12 protein-coding genes are annotated in these 17,264 nt (G+C 49.6%); 8 read left to right on the forward strand and 4 right to left on the reverse strand.

What is annotated here, in order from left to right; translation table 11 throughout:
* The first annotated feature begins 2 nt into the window (after positions 1-2).
* The 5 genes from LEUMU_RS0118935 to LEUMU_RS0118955 all read left to right on the forward strand — a co-directional run bounded on the left by LEUMU_RS0118935 (position 3) and on the right by LEUMU_RS0118955 (position 9,445).
* Positions 3-1,733, forward strand: coding sequence for a bifunctional protein-serine/threonine kinase/phosphatase (locus LEUMU_RS0118935; RefSeq protein WP_022953876.1), 1,731 nt, complete (start codon positions 3-5; stop codon positions 1,731-1,733).
* Between the two features lie 326 nt (positions 1,734-2,059).
* Complete coding sequence (nirB, locus tag LEUMU_RS0118940; protein ID WP_022953877.1) at positions 2,060-4,510, forward strand: nitrite reductase large subunit NirB; 2,451 nt, start codon at positions 2,060-2,062, stop codon at positions 4,508-4,510.
* The gene (gene nirD, locus LEUMU_RS0118945; protein ID WP_022953878.1) at positions 4,507-4,842 is read left to right on the forward strand and encodes a nitrite reductase small subunit NirD; all 336 of its coding nucleotides are present in this window, start codon (positions 4,507-4,509) and stop codon (positions 4,840-4,842) included. The genes nirB and nirD overlap by 4 nt, the downstream gene beginning before the upstream one ends.
* A gap of 47 nt (positions 4,843-4,889) precedes the next feature.
* On the forward strand, positions 4,890-7,613 hold the full coding sequence (locus LEUMU_RS0118950) for a nitrate reductase (RefSeq protein ID WP_022953879.1): 2,724 nt from the start codon (positions 4,890-4,892) through the stop codon (positions 7,611-7,613).
* A 275-nt stretch (positions 7,614-7,888) separates the two neighbouring features.
* Positions 7,889-9,445, forward strand: coding sequence for a PcfJ domain-containing protein (locus LEUMU_RS0118955; protein ID WP_022953880.1), 1,557 nt, complete (start codon positions 7,889-7,891; stop codon positions 9,443-9,445).
* A gap of 71 nt (positions 9,446-9,516) precedes the next feature.
* On the opposite strand, the gene tyrS is transcribed toward LEUMU_RS0118955, so the two are convergent.
* The 4 genes from tyrS to LEUMU_RS0118975 form a co-directional block, all read right to left on the reverse strand.
* Entirely contained in the window at positions 9,517-10,788 is a 1,272-nt protein-coding gene (tyrS, locus tag LEUMU_RS0118960; RefSeq protein ID WP_022953881.1) for a tyrosine--tRNA ligase, read from the reverse strand.
* Between the two features lie 136 nt (positions 10,789-10,924).
* A complete protein-coding gene (locus LEUMU_RS0118965; RefSeq protein ID WP_022953882.1) occupies positions 10,925-12,073 on the reverse strand; it encodes a sensor domain-containing diguanylate cyclase in 1,149 nt (382 codons plus the stop codon).
* 205 nt (positions 12,074-12,278) lie between these two features.
* Positions 12,279-12,677: a hypothetical protein gene (locus LEUMU_RS28300; RefSeq protein WP_022953883.1), complete on the reverse strand. Its 399-nt coding sequence runs from the start codon at positions 12,675-12,677 to the stop codon at positions 12,279-12,281.
* Between the two features lie 69 nt (positions 12,678-12,746).
* Positions 12,747-13,652: a DMT family transporter gene (locus LEUMU_RS0118975; RefSeq protein ID WP_022953884.1), complete on the reverse strand. Its 906-nt coding sequence runs from the start codon at positions 13,650-13,652 to the stop codon at positions 12,747-12,749.
* 113 nt (positions 13,653-13,765) lie between these two features.
* Here LEUMU_RS0118975 and xdhC point away from each other — a divergent pair, with 113 nt between their 5' ends.
* From xdhC to guaD, 3 genes are all read left to right on the forward strand, one after another.
* Positions 13,766-14,566 (forward strand): xanthine dehydrogenase accessory protein XdhC, encoded by an 801-nt coding sequence (gene xdhC, locus LEUMU_RS26870; protein WP_022953885.1) that lies wholly within the window; start codon positions 13,766-13,768, stop codon positions 14,564-14,566.
* A gap of 61 nt (positions 14,567-14,627) precedes the next feature.
* On the forward strand, positions 14,628-15,821 hold the full coding sequence (locus tag LEUMU_RS0118985; RefSeq protein ID WP_022953886.1) for a urate hydroxylase PuuD: 1,194 nt from the start codon (positions 14,628-14,630) through the stop codon (positions 15,819-15,821).
* Between the two features lie 16 nt (positions 15,822-15,837).
* A complete protein-coding gene (guaD, locus tag LEUMU_RS0118990; RefSeq protein WP_022953887.1) occupies positions 15,838-17,154 on the forward strand; it encodes a guanine deaminase in 1,317 nt (438 codons plus the stop codon).
* The last annotated feature ends 110 nt before the right edge of the window (positions 17,155-17,264 follow it).

Below are 17,264 nucleotides of genomic sequence, written 5' to 3' on the forward strand. Positions count from 1 at the left end.
CTATGCGTAGTGAATTAAAAGTAGCCATCGGGCAGTATTCAGATCGCGGTGTAAAGCCGCTTAATCAAGACTTCCATGGCGTAGTTGAACCCACCGGCTCAGTACTGGATGTTAAAGGCATCACCATCGCGCTGGCTGATGGCATTAGCAGCAGCGAGGTCAGCCAAATTGCGAGTGAAACCGCGGTTTCCAGCTTCCTCAGTGATTACTACTCCACCTCAGAATCCTGGTCAGTAAAGAACTCCGTATTGCGGGTGTTACAAGCGACCAATTCCTGGCTATTTTCCCAAAATCGTAGCGGTGCTTATCGTCGTGACCTCGATAAGGGCTATGTCTGCACCTTTAGTGCTTTGGTGCTGAAATCGACTACCGTGCATATTTTTCATGTTGGCGACACGCGTATTTATCGGGTGGCGGGTAGCAGCCTTGAGCCGCTCACCGAAGATCATCGACTGTGGGTATCCAGCGAAAAAAGCCATCTAAGCCGCGCGCTGGGTATTCGCGATTATCTGGATATTGATTACCAATCGCTGCAGTTTGAAATCGGCGATGTCTTTGTATTGGCGACGGATGGCGTCTATGAGTTTGTTGCAGAATCCTTTGTTACGCTAACCATTCACCAATATCAGGATGACCTGAATCAGGCCGCAAAAATCATTGTTGAGGCTGCCATGGAGCAGGGCAGCGATGATAATTTAACAATCCAGATTGTGCGGGTTGATGAGTTGCCATTGCGCAATATGGATGAAGCTCAGAAGCAAGCGCAGCGCTTACCATTCCCGCCGGAGCTGCGCCCACGCATGACGTTTGATGGCTATAACATTCAGCGAATACTTCATGGTAGTAGCCGCAGCAAGGTGTATCTGGCGCAAGACATCGAAACGGACGAGACGGTTGTACTGAAAGTCCCAGCGGTCACCATGCAGGAAGATCCGGGATTTCTGGATAGCTTTGTGCTGGAAGAGTGGGTCGCTCGTAAGTTAGATAGTCCACATTTACTCAAAGCACCGAAACTCACACGCTCGCGTAACTATCTGTACTCTGTGATGGAATATGTGGATGGGCAAACGCTGGCGCAATGGATGATTGATAACCCCAAGCCGGATTTGGAAACGGTGCGCAATCTGGTGGGGCAAATTGCCAAGGGTTTGCAAGTCATGCATCGGCAGGAAATGTTGCATCAGGATTTACGCCCAGCCAATGTGTTGATTGACCAAAACGGAACCGTCAAGCTTATCGACTTTGGTTCGGCTTATGTGGCGGGCATGGTTGAAGCCGGTGCAGGGCCGGAGCACAGCACGTTTCCGGGGACGGTTCAGTACAGCGCGCCGGAGTACTTTGTTGGGGAGCCGGTCTCCTCTGCCTCTGACTTGTTTTCGCTAGGGGTGATTGCTCATCAGTTATTATCCGGAAAACTGCCTTATGGGGTTGGTGTAGCGAAATGCCAAAGCCGTAGCCAGCTGATCAAGCTCAGTTACAGCAGTGTGTTTGAAACGCGTAAAGAGATTCCGGCGTGGGTGGATGAGACGATAAAAAAGGCCGTGCATTTGGATGCCCAAAAGCGCTACTACGAGCTGTCTGAGTTTACTTATGACCTGAGGCACCCCAATAAAGCTTACACCGATAAAATGCAGGCACCGCTGATGGCGCGCGACCCGGTGCGTTTTTGGCAGGGCATCTCGCTGATCTTATTGTTGATATTGATCTATGTATTGGCAAAGCCGTATTTTTAATCATTCCCAAGCAAGAGGCATAGCCCGCTAAAACTCGCACGGCTTTGGTGCGAAAGACTTAGAAAAGGCTGCTTTAATGCATTGGGAGTTATTGTGTTAATTAACTTATCTACCTGTTTTTAAATTAGTTATTATTTTATATTCAAGGTTTGGCACTAACTTTGCATTAATTTATATATAGATTTTGCAGTCATCAACGGCGATGGCTTTGCATATTCCAGATGCGTATCGCTGCGCAACAATATAATTCGGGTAACGAAGCCCTGATCCAATCGGTTAAACAACCGTGCGGCTCAGGGCTTTTTTGTTTTTAGGAGATGAGCGTAATGCTTAAACAAAATTTAGTCCTGATTGGTAACGGCATGGCCGGTGTGCGCACGCTGGAAGAATTACTCAAGCTCGCGCCTGATCAATACAACATTACCGTGTTTGGTGAAGAGCCTTACGGAAACTACAACCGCATTATGCTATCGCCGGTATTGGCTAGCGAAAAGACGGTTGATGAGATTATGCTGAATGATGAGCAGTGGTATATCGATAACAATATCACGCTGCACAAAGGCAAAAAGGTCACTGAAATTCAGCGTGGACGCCAGCAAGTGGTGACCGCCGATGGCATTACCGTGCCATATGATCGTCTGATTATCGCTACGGGCTCGACGCCATTTATGCTGCCACTGCCCGGTGCCGATAAACAGGGCGTGATCGGCTTCCGCGATATCAAAGATGTAAATACCATGATGGAGGCGACTCAGAAATACAAAAAGGCCGTGGTTATTGGTGGTGGTTTGCTAGGACTTGAGGCAGCCAATGGTTTGATGAAGCAGGGCATGGAAGTCTCTGTGGTGCATTTGGGTGCGAACCTGATGGATCGCCAATTGGATGAGCCTGCCAGCGCCATGTTGCGAGCATCATTAGAAGAGCGCGGCATGAAGTTCCTGATGCAACACAGCAGTGCTGAAATCTTGGGTGGCGAGCGTGTTACCGGACTGCGCTTTAATGATGAGTCAGAAGTTGCAGCGGACTTACTAGTCATGGCCGTTGGTATCCGACCAAACTTTGAACTGGCTAAATCAGCGGGTTTGTATTGCGAGCGCGGTATCGTGGTGAATGACACCATGCAATCCTACGATCCAAAAATCTATGCGGTCGGTGAGTGTGTGCAGCATCGCGGGATTGCTTATGGTTTGGTTGCACCATTATGGGATCAGGCGAAGGTGTGTGCTAACCATTTAGCGCGCTTTGGTATTGCCCGCTATGAAGGCACCGTGACCTCGACTAAATTGAAAGTAACGGGTATTGAGTTGTTCTCTGCCGGTGACTTTGTGGGTAACGAGAATACCGAAGAAATCGTGTTTAAAGATGTCTCGGCCGGTATCTACAAAAAGATCGTGCTGGAAGATGAAAAGATCAAAGGCGCTGTGATGTACGGCGATACCGTGGATGGCAGCTGGTATTTCCAGATGATGAAAGATGGCACCGATGTGTCAGCCTTCCGCGATACCTTATTATTTGGACAGGCGCATTTGGGTGACTCTGGCCATAACCCGGATACTCGTGTTGCGGGTTTGCCGGACAATGCTGAGATTTGTGGTTGTAACGGTGTTTGTAAAAGCGACATCGTAAATTCAATCAATGAGCACAAACTGTTCACTTTGGATGAAGTGCGCGCACATACCAAAGCTTCTGCCTCCTGCGGTTCTTGTACTGGTCTGGTGGAGTCGCTGCTGTCACATACCGTAGGTGGTGACTATTCTGCGACGCCAAAGAGCAAGCCATTATGTGGTTGCACCGATGCGACGCATGATCAGATTCGTGAGGGCATTCGTGATGCTCAACTGACAACCATGCAAGCGGTTCGCGAAGAGTTCAAATGGCGCAATGCGGATGGCTGCTCCAGCTGTCGTCCGGCGCTTAACTATTACTTATTGTGTGAATTCCCAGAGACTTATCAGGATGATCCGCAGTCACGCTTTATTAATGAGCGTGCGCACGGAAATATCCAGAAAGATGGCACTTATTCTGTCGTTCCTCGTATGTTTGGCGGCATGTGTACCGCGCAGCAGTTGCGTGATATTGCCGACATTGCGGATAAATACAAAGTCCCTGAAATGAAAGTGACCGGTGGCCAACGTATTGATATGTTTGGTATTAAGAAAGAAGAACTGCCGCTGATGTGGAAAGACTTAAGTGACGCCGGTTTCGTCTCTGGCCATGCTTATGCGAAAGGCTTACGGACCGTTAAGACCTGTATCGGTGAGAAGTGGTGCCGCTTTGGAACACAAGATTCAAGTGGCCTTGGTATCAAGTTGGAAGAGCTGACCTGGGGCTCATGGATGCCGCACAAGTTTAAGATCGCCGTATCGGGTTGCCCACGTAACTGCGCAGAAGCCACGATTAAAGACTTCGGTGTGGTGTGCGTGGATTCTGGTTATGAATTACACGTTGCGGGTAACGGTGGTATCAAGGTTCGCGTCACTGATTTGCTCTGTAAGGTGCAAACGGAAGAGGACGTGCTCGAATACTGTGCGGCGTTCACCCAATTCTACCGCGAAGATGCCCACTACCTTGAGCGTACCGCGCCTTGGATTGAGCGAGTGGGTTTGGCCAAAGTGCAAAAAGTCCTCGAAGATAATGCGCAACGTGAAGCACTCGCAGCACGCTTTGTAATATCCCAGAAACCGGCACAAATTGACCCGTGGAAGCAGCGCGCACAAGGGGTTGAGGCCATTGAGTTCGCACCGATTAAGGTCAGTGCTTTAGGAGAATTAGTATGAGTCAGTGGGTAGAGATTGTCGCAGTCGATGCGATTCCGGTATTGGGTTCACGGGTAGTAAAAGTCGATTCTGGCACAGATATTGCTTTGTTTAGAGCTAAGGACGACACTGTTTTTGCGATACGGAATGCTTGCCCTCACAAGCAAGGCCCGCTATCCGAAGGCATTATGCACGGTACCTCGGTTACCTGTCCTTTACACAATTGGAAGATCGACCTTGCCAGTGGTTCCGCCTTTGCACCAGATGAAGGATGTACCAATGTGTTTCCAGTCAAAGTTGAAGGCGGCAAAGTCCACCTTCAGCTGGCTTCGGTAACAGAGAAGGTTGCGTGACGCCGATCGCGCCATCCGTTGTGTATAAGTAACTGCTGGGATTACCGATGTCTGAGACAAGCTTCGCTCCGATACGCACGACTTGCCCCTATTGTGGGGTCGGTTGTGGCGTAAAAATACAGCCTGAAACTGATGGTGGGTTTACGGTCAAGCCGGATAAATTACATCCGGCAAACTTGGGGCGGCTATGTTCGAAGGGTATGGCGCTGGCAGAAACGCTGGATCATCCGCAGCGCTTATTGCAGCCACAAATTGCTGATCAAGCGGTGAGCTGGGATCAGGCCACGACCGAAGTGGCGAGTCGCTTAAGTGCGATTACGGCAGAGCACGGGCCGGACTCGGTGGCGTTTTATGTCTCCGGGCAGTTACTGACTGAAGACTATTACGTTGCCAATAAGTTGATGAAGGGCTTTATTGGTTCGGCCAATATCGACACCAATTCACGGCTTTGTATGTCATCTGCTGTGGTGGCTCATAAGCGGGCATTTGGTGAAGACCTTGTGCCTTGCACGTATGAAGATCTTGAGCTGTGCGATTTGATCGTATTGGTCGGGAGTAATACAGCATGGTGCCATCCGGTGTTATATCAGCGGATGGTGCTGGCAAAGAAAAACAACCCATCACTCAAGGTGGTGTTAATTGATCCGCGACGTACGCAAACGGCGGATCTGGCAGATTTGCATTTACCCCTGAAGCCGGGCTCCGATGCATTTTTGTTAAATGGTCTGCTGACGTATCTGGCAGACAACGGGCACACAGCGGCTGCTTTTGTCGCGCAACATACCGAAAATTCGGACGGCGCAATTGAACATGCAAAAATAAGCGCGAACAATGTTGTGGCAGTTGCTGAGCAATGCGGCTTATCGGTTGAGGCAGTGAATGCATTTTATGCAATCTTTGCCTCGACCGAGAAAGTCGTATCGGTCTTTTCCCAGGGCATTAATCAATCCTCCAGCGGTGCAGACAAAGGCAATGCATTAATCAATTGCCACTTACTGACGGGCAGAATTGGACGCCCTGGGATGGGACCGTTTTCATTTACCGGACAACCCAATGCCATGGGCGGTCGGGAAGTCGGCGGGCTGGCCAATCAGCTGGCTGCGCACATGGATATTGAAAACCCTGAGCATCGCGAGTTGGTGCAGGAGTTCTGGCAATCCCCTAACATTCCACAGCAGCAGGGCTTAAAAGCCGTCGATTTATTCGAAGCGATTCATCAGGGTAAGGTGAAAGCGGTTTGGATTATGGCGACGAACCCAGCGGTGAGTTTGCCGGATACCAACCGCGTACGTGAAGCATTGGCTAAATGCGAGTGTGTGATCGTGTCGGACTGCGTCGCCAGTACGGATACGATGAAATACGCCGATATTCGTTTGCCTGCGCTAACGTGGGGCGAGCGTAATGGTACGGTGACTAATAGTGATCGGACAATCTCACGGCAGCGCCCCTTTATTCCGGCGGCTGGCGAATCAAAAGCGGACTGGCAAATCGTGACAGAAGTTGCTCATAAGATGGGCTTTGCTGAGTCATTTCCTTATAAAACCTCATTGGATGTGTTTCGTGAGCACGCCAGGTTGAGTGGCTATCGCAATGAAGGGCAGCGTTGCTTTGATATTTCGCCGCTGGCTGATTTATCCAGAGAAGCATTTGATGACTTGCAGCCATTGCAGTGGCCGCTTAAAGCTAAGTTAGCTTCTGGTACTGAGCATAGTGGTGCTGATCAAAAGGGTATGACTGATCTCGATTTAGGGTCTAATTACACTGGCACTAAGCGCTTATTTGAGGATGGATTGTTTTTTACACCGAACCGTAAAGCGCGGTTTATTAGTGTGGATGCCGCTATGCCGCAGTCGCAACCTTCCCAAGAATTCCCGTTGGTTCTCAATACGGGCCGCGTTCGTGATCATTGGCATACGCTAACCCGCACCGGTATTTCTGCACGTTTATCCCTGCATGTTCCCCAACCAGCCGTTGAGCTAAGCCCGCAGGATGCCGTACGACGTGGGATTAAAGACGGTGATTTACTGCGTGTGCATAATGAATATGGCGAGCTACGGCTACCGGCCAAAATTGATCAGGGACAACAGCAGGGCAGTGCCTTTGTACCGATTCACTGGAGTGAGCAATTTGGTGGTGCGGCAACGGTCTGTAATGTTATTCCGCCGCGGGTTGACCCATTCTCTGGTCAACCGGAATCCAAGCATGCTGCGGTAGCGATTGATCCGCTGCCAACGGTTTGGCATGGCTTTCTGATTTCACGGCGTCAGCTCAAGTTGAGCGCCGCAAGCTATTGGCATTGTCAGAAAGTTGAGGGTGCTTGGTATTACGATTTGGCAGGTGATCAGTTGCCGGAAGACTGGGCCAGAATGAGCCGTGGCATTTTGTGTGAAACCAGCGATGCCAACTGGATTGAGTACTTTGACTCTGCGCGCCAAACCTATCGTGCTGCGCGATTTGTCGGTGACCGCTTGGAGAGTTGTGTGTTTGTTGGGCCGCAAGTGGGTTTGTTGCCAGAAACGCAGTGGTTGAAGCAACTATTTACTCAGGATCAGCTAACGCCACAAGATCGCATGAGTTTGTTGTCGGGTAAGCCTTCTACGCCAATGCAAGATACTGGCAAGGTGGTTTGCTCCTGTTTTAATATCGGTGAAAAGACGATTCAGCAAGCAATAAAAGATCAGAACTTAACGAACGTTGAGGCGATTGGAAAATGCCTGAAAGCAGGCACTAATTGCGGTTCTTGTATTCCTGAATTGAAAGCTTATCTGTAATTTTTAAAGCCCGTTTCAGATCACTCTGACGGGCTTTTAGGCTAATCACAATGCTTAAAGTGGTATCTCGATAGATAATTAACGTATTAATTAGATAGTTTTTTGGTTTGCTAAACCAGAAGAATTCTCACTTGATAAACCCCTAAAATAAAAATAAGTCATTAAATAACAGTGTTTTAAATCTAGTCTATGGGGCTTGGTTTTAATGTTGGCACACGCTTTGCTATTCCATCTATGCACGATAATTATTAATAAGACCTAAGATGGAGGTCAGCATGAACAGCGCAGTCGCGAAGCAAACAATTAAAAAATGCTTTCAGACCTTAACCGACGAACAGTTGCAGCAGTACCATTTAACACACGATTATTTCACGGGGCGTCGCTTAAACGCGAACCAGTTACCGCGAATGTCGGAGAGTGATGTGGACGCTGCGATTCAGAAAAAACAACGGAATTTGAGTTGTTTGAATGAAGTGCTGTATCCGACCCCAACCTTAGGCAGTGTGCTAGGGGATGCATTGGCCGCATTGCAACGTAAGCCAGCCGTGGCTGAGTCTGCCGCGAGTCGGGCGTTTGAAAAGCCGTCAGATGATCTGTTAAACCGCGTGACCCGTTGGTTTGATCAGTATCAGGCTGAGGGTCTGGAGTCTTTGTTGTCCGCACAATCCCGCCAACTCACGGAGGCGAATATTGCGGTTATCAAACGTGCATTTTCCCGTAACACGATTCTGATTCAGAACGCCTGCATGTTGTCTGAATTCTGGATTCGTAGCCCTCAGGACTGGAACGCAGCTGGGGATGTAGATCTGTTTGAGCACCTGTTTGTGCAGTATGACGCGCCCGCATTTCTGAAAGTGTGTTGGTCTCAGGTGGTTGATGAAGAAAACATTCAGTGGCTGCTGTGCTTTGTGCTGTATGCACAAGGTGGAAGCCTGAAAGCTCTGGCGCATCACTTTGGCTGGACGCCGGTGAGTAGCAAACTGTGGCACCAATTGCCTGCGTGCCCGGCGAATATAGCACCGCTTCAGGCTGTGCTGTATGCCGAGTTTAAGCGCCTAGGTGGCTGGGATGAGGATTTCGCCTGCTTGATGGCGAATGAATCCTATGTCATTGATTTGCTGAAGCCGACGTCTGAGGCGGGCCGCGAGTTCTGGTATGACACTTGCCGCTGGACGATCAGCAAGCAGTTTGAATTGCTGCCTGAGCAGAATCGCAAGGTACTGTGGTGGGCGCGTCATTGCTTAACTGAAAGTGCGCGAGTCGGTGAGTTGTATTCCTTGCAAGGTCGTAGCTTAAGCAAAGTGCTGGAAAGCATTACAGTCTACGAACAGGCACAACGTCAGATCCAGCTGGCACGTGAGCGAATGGCAGAGCGTGCCCGTCAAGTGTCTATGGCACGAGAGGAAGAACGCGAGCGTTTGGGTGAAGCCTTCCGGATTGAAGAGGAAGCGCGTCAGGCACTGATGGCGCAGCAAAACCGAGGCTATGTTGACGACTATGAGGTGATCGATGCCCGCTGGAATTCTCACGGTTGGAATTGGACCACCATTGCACTACGTGACCAGTGGCGTTTTACTGAGCTGACGACTAGTCAGGCGCTTTATGATGAAGGCGAAGCGATGGGGCATTGTGTTGGTAGTTATTCACTGGATTGCCTGAACGGCGAGTCTGCTATTTTCTCTGTGTTGAAAGAGGGTGAGCGTGAAGTCACTCTTGAAGTCAATCCGCGCAATAAGGAGCTGGTTCAGATTCAGGGGCAATACAATAGTGACCCCTCCGGCGAGGCGGAGGCTGTTGTAAAGTCCTGGATGATGCGCGTGGTGAAGCGTTAGTCCGCCATAAAAAAGGGCCTGTAAAAAGGCCCTTTTCTTGTGCTGCAAATGCTGATGATTGCCGCCAGTACTTATTCAACTACAACCAAGTACTTATTTTTCTTACCCTTTTGTACCAGAATAAACTCGCCATTTAGCAAGTCAGCCTCTGTAATAATGCCATCCACAGTCACTTTCTCTTTATTAATGCTAATGCTGTTTTCGCTAAGGCTACGACGTGCTTCACCTTTAGAGGCCATAATGCCAGTCTCGGTGGACAAGAAGCTGACCAAGTCCAACTCACCCTCATGACCATCACGCTTCAAGGTATAAGTCGGTACACCTTCCAATACTTCCAGAAGCTCTGACTTATTAAGCGCCATTAAGTCTTCTTTGCTGCCTTTAAACAGTGCCTGAGAGGCTTTGACCGCTTGGTCATAAGCTTCTTGGCCATGAATCATTACTGTAATCGCTTCGGCTAGTTTCTGCTGTAAAGCACGCTGATGAGGTGCTTCACGATGTGCCGTAATCAGTGTATCAATCTCATCCAGTGGCAACAGCGTAAAGCGCTTGATAAACACTTCCGCATCGTCATCCGATGCATTCAACCAGAACTGGTAAAACTTGTAAGGGCTGGTTTTTGCGGGATCAAGCCAGATATTGCCGCCTTCACTTTTACCAAACTTGCTGCCATCTGATTTAGTAATCAGCGGGCAGGTAAAGGCAAATGCTTCACCGCCATCCATACGGCGGATTAACTCAGTACCTGCGGTGATGTTACCCCACTGATCGGAGCCACCCATTTGGATTTTAACGCCAGTGTTTTTGTACAGGTGGTAAAAGTCGTAGCCTTGGATCAGCTGGTAGGAGAATTCTGTAAACGACAGGCCACTTTCCAAGCGGCTTTTCACCGAATCTTTGGCCATCATGTAGTTTACGGTCAGGTGCTTGCCGACATTGCGCAGGAAGTCCAGCGCGCCCATGTCTTTAAACCAGTCGTAGTTATTTTCAAGGCGGGCAGGGTTGCCAGCGCATTCAAAGTCCAGCAGGTTTTGCAGTTGCTTGCGAACGCCCGCTTGGTTGTGGCGAAGGGTTTCCTCATCCAGCAAGTTACGCTCGGCGCTTTTGCCAGAAGGGTCGCCAATCATGCCAGTTGCGCCGCCGACTAGGGCAACGGGGGTGTGACCATACTTTTGCAGGAAAACGAGTAGCATCATGGTAGCCAAATTGCCGACGTGCATTGAGTCAGCAGTCGGGTCGACGCCCACATACGCAGCAACACTTTCTTTGGCTAATAATTCTTCAGTACCAGGCATAATGTCCTGGATCATGCCGCGCGCTCTTAACTCTTCGATCACATTCATGGTGTGCATTTACCTTGCGTTTTCATACGGATAACAGCGAACTTTGCCGCGAATCGATCCCGCTTTCAAGGGCGGAATCAAATTCTTGGCATAAATATTTTCCGAAAACGCCTAGGTGGCTGTTTTAACTATAGTTTCAGGCTGGCGCGTGAACTTTTTCTTTCTGTTTAGTTTCAACGTGTTTTGCATCGATCGCATTAGGGTTGATAGGGCCCTTTTTGTAGGACATGCACACACGATCGCGACCATTGTCTTTCGCCTTGTACAGCGCGCGATCAGCTAGATCAATGACTTCTAAGGTACGCAGCTTTTCGCTCACTTCGCACACACCAATACTGATGGTGATATGGCCTGCTTTGCCAAAGAAGTGGTTTTTGATTGCCATGCGAATGGATTCTGCAACTTCCAATGCTCTGCCATTGCCGGCATTTGGCAGCACGATCATGAATTCTTCACCACCCCAGCGTCCGACGATGTCACGAGCGCGGGATTCTTGCTTCAGTATTTCGGCGACTTCTTTAAGTACCGTATCACCGACCAAGTGGCCGTACTGATCATTAACCGTTTTGAAGTGATCGATATCCAGCAGCATGACGGCATAGGTATCGTTGTTTAGGCTGTAACTAGCACGCTGCGCATAAAGTGCTTTATCAAGTTTTGTTCGATTCCACAGGCTAGTTAGTTTGTCGGTCAGTGCTTGTTTACGGAGCTCTTCACGCTCTAGCATGATGCTGACAATCGTGGAGCACATCTTCAACAGGCGCTCATGGAAAGTCGTCGGTTTGCGGTGCTGAAAGGATGCCAGTGCAAAGGTACCAATGGCTTGGCCTTGGCGGTTATAAACCGGCACAGACCAGCATGAACAGACTCCCAAGTCGGCAGCCAAGTCCCTGATATTGCTCCAAGTTGGGTCGGTCGAGGTATCGTAAACATAAGTAGCGGCTTGTCGGTACACCGCTTGCGCACAAGAACCATTGCCTTCGCCTGGCTCAATGGCGACAAACTTGACTTGTGCTTCTACGGGCATACTTGGCGCATTGATCACATTCAGCGTGCCGTCATTCGGACTCTTTAACATAACGCTACCAATCGCGTTATCGACCATGGACTCACAGAGCTGGCAGACTTGATCCAGAATCTCGTTTTCTTTCTTATCTTGAGCGATTGAATTTAAAATCAGTTGTTGCAGGGCTAAAATAGATTCGAATTGATCGGCCGTTGTTGGGACTGTATCGACCATCACAGTATCGGGGCGTACGGGGCTGAATGTTTTATAGTTGTTCATTGGGGCGTACCTTTCTTATGTAGATCCTGACGGGGGATGAGGATCTTTCTTATTAGCGGCCTGAAGCTGATTGTTATAATTATTACCTGTCAGGAACAGCTCGATAATAGCCGGTAATCAGCTTCGTGACACCAGCTATCAGACGAGTGTGAACCTAATCCGCTAAACGGTACAGCTCATACAGCCACATCAAAAGCAACTTTGATTAATCGATGCACAAGCCTGGTTGAGCAACGCCTTTAAGCACTTCAGCCCAGCAGCCGAAGGGTTGGTTAGAGCTCTGACATTGCCCCGTTACTTGTTTACCCGGCTCACCAACACCGGTCAGGCAGCGTCTTTCGCATTCACTGCTATCGGTACAACTTTTTCCGGCATCGCCCGTTGGAATGGTGCAAGCCATAAAACCACCTAAGCCTACTTTGCCCCAAGTGCCACCTTGCTGTTTGCAGCTGGCTTCATCCTTAGGAGTAACGTTGGTCGAGTTATCGACGACCTTGATATCGATCTTTTTATTATCAACAGGGTCTGGTTTGCTGCCATTGCAGGCGACTAGCGCACTGGATAATACGATTAGAGTAACTAGCGCCATCAGTTGTGCTTTCATAATAATTCCTTGGGTTTATCGGCCGGTTTTCAGCTCCATTTAAAGTATAGGAGAGTTATCACCACTTTATTATGGTTTGGTCTCGCTGATGATTTTAGTCGGTTTTTTGACCACTAGATAGACCCCTAATACTGTCAACAGAATCGCGCCAATGGCAATCGGCGGCAGCGCTTCATCAAAGAGCAGCCAAGCTTCTACACACGCCACTAGCGGCACCAGATAGAAATAGCTGGCGACCTTGGAAGCTTCTCCTTCGCGAATCATGTACATGAGCAACAAAATCGCGCTAACCGATAGGCCCAGTACCAACCACGCTAGTGCCATGATGAGCTGTGTGCTCCAGATCACTTCGCGGGTTTCAAATCCCCAAGCCAATAGGCCCATCAGCACGCTGGTACTCACGTATTGCCAAAATGAGCCGGTCAGCAAGTCGACACCGCCGCCGAAGCGTTTCTGGTATAAGGTGCCAATCGAAATGGCAATCAGCGCCATAATGGCAAAGCCGATAGCCAGCGGCGTCATCTCAACATTCGCTTGCTGGCGCGTGCTGAGAATAACGGCAATCACACCGACCAAGCCCAAGGCCAGCCCCGTCCATTGCATAGCTCGCAAGCGCTCTCCCATCAGCTGCCAGCTCAGTAGGGCGGTTAGCACCGGCTGCACACCGACGATAATGGCAGCAATCCCCGCTGGCATGTCCAATTTAATCGCGGCAAAGATGCCACCGAGGTAGACGCCATGGATCAGTGCACCAGCGACCATTTGATGTCCGGCTAAGCGCAACGGCGGCCACTTGGCTTTAAAGATCAGGCATAGCAGCAAAAACACCGCGATGGTAAACACCATTCGAATAAACAATAAATAGAACGGTTCGATATACGGCAGCGCATATTTAGCGCCGATAAATCCGGTGCTCCACAGAAAAACAAATAGGATGGGGATCAAGCGAATTAGCTTGGAGTCGGCTGCTGGCATAAATAGCTCGTAATTTAGTGAGGGGAGGGAGCGGGAACGCGCTATCATACTCCGTTCGGATTATTGTCCCAGCCTGATTTATACCCGATAAGTTTCGTGCAGGAAATTCTTAAATGCCACATTGGATAGATAAACTCGCTACTCATTCGCCAGCTAGCCAAGCGGCGGTACTGGTTACCGTGACGGAGATTCGTGGCTCGACACCTCGTGAAGTCGGTACCACCATGCTGGTATTTGCTAATCAGTTTTTTGGCACGATCGGCGGCGGTAATCTGGAGTATCAAGCTCTGGAGATTGCCAGACAACAACTGGCGCAAAGTGAGCCGGATAAACAACAGCGTTTTCCACTGGCGGCACGCTTGGGTCAATGCTGCGGAGGTTGGGTGAGTTTGTCGTTTTCCACAGTGATGCCGGATGCGCTCTGGCAGTCACAGTTTCGTGAAACGATCTCCTTGGAAGAAGTGGGCTTTCCTGTGCTACTTTTTGGTGCAGGGCATGTCGGTCAGGCACTGGTTGATGTACTGCAAAACTTACCGTGTCGCGTGACTTGGATTGATTCACGGGAAACATTATTCCCAAAGCAAGTTCCTGCCAATGTGCAAATCATCTGCCACGATGCGCCGGAATCGGAGATTGAGACTGCACCAGATAATGCCCACTGCCTAATTATGACGCATAGCCACACACTGGATTTTGAGCTGGTACGGGCTGCATTGCCGCGCAAATTCCCCTATTTGGGCTTAATCGGCTCGCAAACTAAACGGCATAATTTTGAACAGCGACTGCGCCAACGGGGTGTTGATGAGGCGACGCTGGAAGGCCTGACCTGTCCGATTGGTGTTGCGGGTATCTCAGGTAAGCAACCTGAGGTGATCGCCATTTCAATTGCGGCACAATTATTGCAGTTACAATAATGCTGCAACGCAAGGTAAGATAACGGCATACTGTCGATTCACACAAGCATAAGAGGTGCACATGGAAGCTTATTTATGGGATTGGGCCAATTTATTAATGCGCTGGTTACATGTCATTGTGGGCATTGCCTGGATTGGTGCTTCGTTCTATTTTGTGATGTTGGATAACTCAATCCGACCTTCAAAAAAAGAGTCCGATAAAAAGCGGGGTGTGCATGGCGAGCTATGGGCCGTTCATGGCGGTGGCTTTTATCATAGCCAAAAATTTCTAACTGGTCCGAAAGACGAGCCGCTGAGTGAAAATCTGCATTGGTCATACTGGGAAGCTTACAGCACGTGGCTCTCGGGTATGGGGTTGATGCTTATTGTGTATTGGGTCGGTGCAAAAGCTTATCTGATTGATGTCAGCGTAATGGACCTGACGCCTACGCAGGCAATTAGCATTAGTATTGCCTTTATTGCTTTGTCATGGATTATTTATGATCAGCTATGTCGCCGTTTAGAAGGGCGCGATAATCTACTGGCTGCCGCGGTCTTTGTACTGATTCTGGCCTGCGACTATGTCCTATTCCAGATTTTCAGTGCACGAGCTGCTTACCTGCATGTCGGCGCAATTATGGGCACCATGATGGTCGCCAATGTGGCAATGCGTATCATTCCCGGTCAGCGGCGCATGGTAAAACAAATCCGCATGGGCGTTCCTGTCGATGGCCGTCCGGGCCTGATTGGTAAGCAGCGCTCCGTGCATAACACCTACTTCACCTTGCCAGTGCTGTTTATTATGATCAGCACGCATTACCCAATGACCTTTAGCCATGAAAAAGGCTGGTTGGTATTGGCGGTAATTATGATGGCGGGTGTATTTATTCGTCAGTTCTTTGTGCTGAAACATCAGGGTAAAAAGGTTTGGTTGTATCCGGTTTTGGGTGTGGCATTGCTGGGTTCCCTGATCGTGGCCTTATCGCCAAATATGTACAAATCCCCAATGGCTGATCAGCCGGTTGCTGCCGTTAGCGATGCAGATGCGCTCGCCATTGTGCAAACACGTTGCGCGATGTGCCATGCGGAAGTACCTAACTATCCGGGCTTCTATCAAGCACCAAAAGGCATCATCTTAGAAACGCAGGCGCAGCTTGAGCAACACGCCACCTTAATTGCCAGTACAGTAGCCAGCAAATACATGCCACTGGCGAATCTGAGTAAGATTACGGATGAAGAGCGCGCTCAAATTGCCAAATGGTTTGCTGACAGATAGTAAGGAAGGGATATTGATGACACGCTTAAACGCCGTTCGTGGCCCCATTCTGCACTTTATCGCTAATCCTTCGCAGTGTGCGGAGGATGTGGAATCCAGCTATCAGTATTTTAGTGATGGCATGCTGGTATTGGATAAGGGCCGTATCGCCGCTTGTGGTGAGGCGGGTAGCTTGCTGGCCAAGTATCAGCTGGAAGGCATTGAGCTGGAGATAGAAAGCTACCCAGATAAGTTGATTATGCCGGGCTTTATTGATACCCATACGCATTACCCACAGACGGATGTGATCGGTAGTTATGGTGCGCAGCTGCTGGACTGGCTGCAAACCTATACCTTCCCGATGGAGTTGCGCTTTGCCGATGCGGCGCTGGCCAATGAAGTCGCTAACTTCTTCTGCGATGAGCTACTGAGAAACGGCACGACCTCGGCGATGGTGTTTGCCACCGTACACCCGACTTCGGTGGATGCGATCTTCGAAGCCGCCAATGCGCGGAATATGAGGCTTATGGCGGGCAAGGTCATGATGGACCGCCATGCGCCCGCTGAGCTTTGCGATACCGCTGAAACAAGCTATGAACAAAGCCGTGAGCTGATTCTGAAGTGGCATGATAAAGACCGCTTAAGCTATGCCATCACGCCACGCTTTGCACCCACGTCAACTGAGCAGCAACTAGAAGCGGCAGGCAAATTATTTGCTGAGTTTGAGGGCGTTTACCTGCAGTCACATGTCGCTGAAAACCTGGATGAAGTGGCATGGGTGAAGGAATTGTTTCCTTGGAGCCGCAGCTATCTGGGCGTGTATGACCACTACGGTTTGCTGGGTGAGCGAGCAATTTACGCGCATTGCATTTATCTGGATCAGCAGGATCACCAGCGAATGGCTGAGACCGGCACGGCGATGTCATTTTGTCCCACCTCGAACTTGTTTTTAGGTAGCGGCTTATTTGATATGAATGCGGCACAGGCTGCTGGCATTCGAGTGGGAATGGCCACTGATGTTGGTGGCGGTACCAGCTTCAGTATGCTGCAAACCTTAAATGAAGCCTACAAAGTGTTACAGCTTAATGGCCAGAGCTTGTCGCCATTCCAAGCCTTTTACCAAGCCACCTTAGGCAGCGCAGAATCGCTTAGGATGGATGACAAAGTGGGTAACTTTGAAGTCGGCAAAGAGGCTGATTTTATCGTCATCGACTTGGCGGCAACGCCATTAATAAAGCGCCGCATGGAGCACGCTAACAATCTCAAAGAGCAATTATTTGCGCTGATGATGTTAGGTGACGATCGCAATATCGAAGCGGCTTATGTCATGGGTGAGTGCCGTTACCACCGTTAAGCCGGTTCATCAGGACTAATATCTTAGTTTACGACGAGCCGTAACCGCGCTCGTCGGCCCATTAAGATTAGACTCAGATATCTCGGCGTAGGCTTGTAATTAAATATTAC

The organism is Leucothrix mucor DSM 2157, from assembly GCF_000419525.1.
In the GTDB taxonomy this organism is placed as follows: Bacteria; Pseudomonadota; Gammaproteobacteria; order Thiotrichales; family Thiotrichaceae; genus Leucothrix; species Leucothrix mucor.

Bases quoted from the DNA above. Each gene is read 5' to 3' on its own strand.
- LEUMU_RS0118985 (WP_022953886.1), top strand. From the start codon at position 14,628: ATGGAAGCTTATTTATGGGATTGGGCCAATTTATTAATGCGCTGGTTA.
- LEUMU_RS0118955 (WP_022953880.1), top strand. From the start codon at position 7,889: ATGAACAGCGCAGTCGCGAAGCAAACAATTAAAAAATGCTTTCAGACC.
- LEUMU_RS0118950 (WP_022953879.1), top strand. From the start codon at position 4,890: ATGTCTGAGACAAGCTTCGCTCCGATACGCACGACTTGCCCCTATTGT.
- LEUMU_RS0118965 (WP_022953882.1), bottom strand. From the start codon at position 12,073: ATGAACAACTATAAAACATTCAGCCCCGTACGCCCCGATACTGTGATG.
- xdhC (WP_022953885.1), top strand. From the start codon at position 13,766: ATGCCACATTGGATAGATAAACTCGCTACTCATTCGCCAGCTAGCCAA.
- nirB (WP_022953877.1), top strand. From the start codon at position 2,060: ATGCTTAAACAAAATTTAGTCCTGATTGGTAACGGCATGGCCGGTGTG.
- LEUMU_RS28300 (WP_022953883.1), bottom strand. From the start codon at position 12,677: ATGAAAGCACAACTGATGGCGCTAGTTACTCTAATCGTATTATCCAGT.
- guaD (WP_022953887.1), top strand. From the start codon at position 15,838: ATGACACGCTTAAACGCCGTTCGTGGCCCCATTCTGCACTTTATCGCT.
- LEUMU_RS0118935 (WP_022953876.1), top strand. From the start codon at position 3: ATGCGTAGTGAATTAAAAGTAGCCATCGGGCAGTATTCAGATCGCGGT.
- nirD (WP_022953878.1), top strand. From the start codon at position 4,507: ATGAGTCAGTGGGTAGAGATTGTCGCAGTCGATGCGATTCCGGTATTG.
- tyrS (WP_022953881.1), bottom strand. From the start codon at position 10,788: ATGAATGTGATCGAAGAGTTAAGAGCGCGCGGCATGATCCAGGACATT.
- LEUMU_RS0118975 (WP_022953884.1), bottom strand. From the start codon at position 13,652: ATGCCAGCAGCCGACTCCAAGCTAATTCGCTTGATCCCCATCCTATTT.